Source organism: Actinophytocola sp. (genome assembly GCF_050699935.1).
GTDB lineage: Bacteria > Actinomycetota > Actinomycetes > Mycobacteriales > Pseudonocardiaceae > Actinophytocola.
The window spans coordinates 1-3,334 of sequence record NZ_JBOHGB010000280.1 but is presented as its reverse complement, the minus strand read 5'-3'; the positions used below and the strand labels follow the sequence as shown (position 1 = coordinate 3,334).

Here is a 3,334-nt window from a genome sequence, read left to right as displayed (position 1 = left end):
GGGTGAGGGCGCACGCGGAGGCGGCGCGGGAGCGCGTGGTCCGGTCGCCGGTGTCTCGGGCTCGGGTGCGGCCGGACGCGGCGGGGCCGGCATGGGTCCCGCCGGCGCGCGGCGCAGCGGCGAGGAGGACGACGAGCACGAGCGCCCCTCGTTCCTCATCGAGGGTGATCCGGAGGGCACGTTCGGCAGCGACGAGCTCGCCGCGCCGCCGGTCATCGGTGGCGACAAGGACGACTGACGTGGCCGACCGCCTCATCGCCCCGCTCGCGCTCGACTTTCTCTGGGAGGCCCTCGACGCGGGCGAGCTGCCCTACCCGCTCGAGGCCCGCTCGCACGGCGCGACGATGGACGAGCGTGCCGCGCTGCGCAGGCGGGTCCGCGAGGACCTCGTCGCGGGCGGGCTCATCGACCACGCCGGCCGGCTCGACCCGCAGCTGGAGGACTGGCTCGGCACGCTGGCCCAGCCCGACCTCAGCATCGACTCGGTGTTCCTGCCCGACCGGGACGCGGCCCCGGTGCTCGCCCTGGCCGCGGCCGCCCGGGCCGGCGCGGTCCTCGCCGTCCAGCAGCCCGACGGCCTGCGGCTGCGCTCGATCCCGCGCGACGGCCTCGTGTCCGCGATCGTCGGCATGCTGCCGGGTGCCTCGCGCGGCTCCGAGCAGTCGATCTCCGTTCCGGCCGAGGAGCTCCACCAGACGGTCCCGGCCGGCGCGCCGAACCGCACCAGCACCGCCGAGACCCGCAAGGCCCTCGCGACGCTGACCGCCATGCCGAACCGGCGCGGCGGCCAGATCGGCGTGAACAGCCGCAGCGATATGCGCGGCCGCCGGCGCTCCCCGGTGCTCGCGTGGTTCGACAACGAGACCGGCCGCTACCTGACCCAGACCCGCGGCTCGAGCGATGGTCGCGACTGGGTCACGATCGCCCCCGCCGACGCGGCCACGCTGCGGCATCGCATCGGCGAGCTGGTCACCGAGGTGACGAGCGACCGCCGCTAGTGCGGCCGCCGCACCAGGGCCCACTCACCTACCTTCGGGCTGAGTCGAACAGTCGGACGAGCCCGTCCCACGACGGTCGACCCGGCGGCCTCCTGACCTGCACGACCAGGTCGGGAACCGATTCCGCCGCGTGGCCGTTGACCAGAGGAGAGCCCACCTCGGGTACTTCGCAGCGTGGGTGCTCCGCTGCGGGCGGTACGCTGGGTGGACCGGAGTGCCTTGTCCGGCCGGTAATGGGCCTCAGCGCCCTACATGCAAGTCAGGGAGGGTCGGGCCGCACCGCGGCCGTAAGTTGATGGACCGCAAGCGCCTGCTGCGCAACCCACTGGTGTGGATCTTGGTGGTGTTGCTGCTCTACTTCTTGATCAGCCTGCTGTTCGACGACACGCGTGGCTACACGGAGGTGCCCACCTCCAAGGCCGTCTCGCAGGTGACCGGCGGCAATGTCGAGAAGGCGGAGCTCGAGGACAAGGAACAGCGGCTCAAGCTGACCCTGCGCGACCCGATCGAGCAGGACGGCCAGCGAGTCACGCAGATCATCACGCAGTTCCCGGCCGCGGCCACCGGCGACATCTATCGCCAGCTGCAGGACCGCGCCGACGAACGGACCGAGTTCAACACCACGGTCACCCAGGAGTCGTTCCTCACCCAGATCCTGATCTTCCTCATCCCGCTGGGCCTGCTGCTCATCCTGCTGATGTGGATGATGAACAACGTCCAGGGCGGCGGGAACCGGGTGCTCAACTTCGGCAAGTCCAAGGCGAAGCAACTGCCCAAGGACATGCCGAAGACGACCTTCGAGGACGTGGCGGGTGTCGACGAGGCGGTCGAGGAGCTCTACGAGATCAAGGACTTCCTGCAGAGCCCCGGTCGCTACCAGGCGCTCGGCGCGAAGATCCCGAAGGGCGTGCTGCTCTACGGCCCGCCCGGCACCGGCAAGACGCTGCTGGCCCGCGCGGTCGCCGGCGAGGCGGCCGTGCCGTTCTACTCGATCTCCGGGTCCGACTTCGTCGAGATGTTCGTCGGTGTTGGTGCCTCCCGCGTGCGTGACCTGTTCGAGCAGGCCAAGCAGAACGCGCCGTGCATCATCTTCGTCGACGAGATCGACGCGGTCGGCCGCCAGCGTGGTGCCGGCCTCGGCGGCGGTCACGACGAGCGCGAGCAGACCCTCAACCAGCTGCTGGTGGAGATGGACGGCTTCGACGCGCGCGGCGGCATCATCCTCATCGCGGCCACCAACCGGCCGGACATCCTCGACCCGGCGCTGCTGCGCCCGGGCCGCTTCGACCGGCAGATCCCGGTGTCGGCGCCGGACCTGCTGGGCCGCAAGAAGATCCTGCATGTGCACTCCAAGGGCAAGCCGCTCGACCCGGACGCGGACCTCGACGCGCTGGCCAAGCGCACCGTCGGCATGTCCGGCGCCGACCTGGCCAACGTGATCAACGAGGCCGCCCTGCTCACCGCCCGCCAGAACGGCTCCATGATCGACAGTGCCGCGCTGGAGGAGTCGGTCGACCGCGTGATCGGCGGCCCGGCTCGCAAGAGCCGGATCATCTCCGAGAAGGAGAAGAAGATCACCGCCTACCACGAGGGCGGGCACGCGCTCGCCGCGTGGGCGATGCCGGACCTCGAGCCGGTGTACAAGCTGACGATCCTGCCGCGCGGGCGCACCGGCGGGCACGCGCTGGTCGTGCCCGAGGACGACAAGCAGCTGATGACCCGCTCGGAGATGATCGCCCGGCTGGTGTTCGCGCTGGGTGGCCGCTCCGCGGAGGAGCTGGTCTTCCACGAGCCGACCACCGGTGCGTCGAGCGACATCGAGCAGGCCACCAAGATCGCGAAGGCGATGGTCACCGAGTACGGCATGTCGGCCCGGCTCGGCGCGGTCAAGTACGGCCAGGACCAGGGTGACCCGTTCCTCGGCCGGTCGATGGGTCACGCGCCCGACTACTCCCTCGAGGTGGCGCACGAGATCGACGAGGAGGTGCGCAAGCTCATCGAGGCGGCGCACACCGAGGCGTGGGACGTGCTGAACACCTACCGGGACGTGCTCGACAACCTCGTGATCGAGCTGCTGGACAAGGAGACCCTGCAGCGCAGGGACCTGGAGCGGATCTTCTCGAAGGTGGAGAAGCGCCCCCGGATCACCGCGTTCAACGAGTTCGGCGGCCGCACGCCGTCGGACAAGCCGCCGATCAAGACGCCCGGCGAGCTGGCCAAGGAACGCGGCGAGCCGTGGCCGCCGGTTCGCGAGGAGCCCGAGCCGACCCCGGTCCGCACCGCGCCCGGTGCCGGCGAGCTGCCGGGCGGCCCGCCGCCGCGGCCGAGTCCGGAGC

General features: G+C 71.1%; 2 protein-coding genes and 1 pseudogene. All 3 read left to right on the top strand.

Annotated elements, in window-relative coordinates; translation table 11 throughout:
• Positions 1-238: pseudogene (locus tag ACRDTB_RS37780) on the top strand (hypothetical protein); the annotation flags it as partial.
• Between the two features lies 1 nt (position 239).
• Complete coding sequence (locus ACRDTB_RS37775; protein ID WP_431437075.1) at positions 240-998, top strand: ESX secretion-associated protein EspG; 759 nt, start codon at positions 240-242, stop codon at positions 996-998.
• A 295-nt stretch (positions 999-1,293) separates the two neighbouring features.
• On the top strand, positions 1,294-3,334 hold a 2,041-nt coding region (ftsH, locus tag ACRDTB_RS37770), incomplete at its 3' end, for an ATP-dependent zinc metalloprotease FtsH (protein ID WP_431437074.1).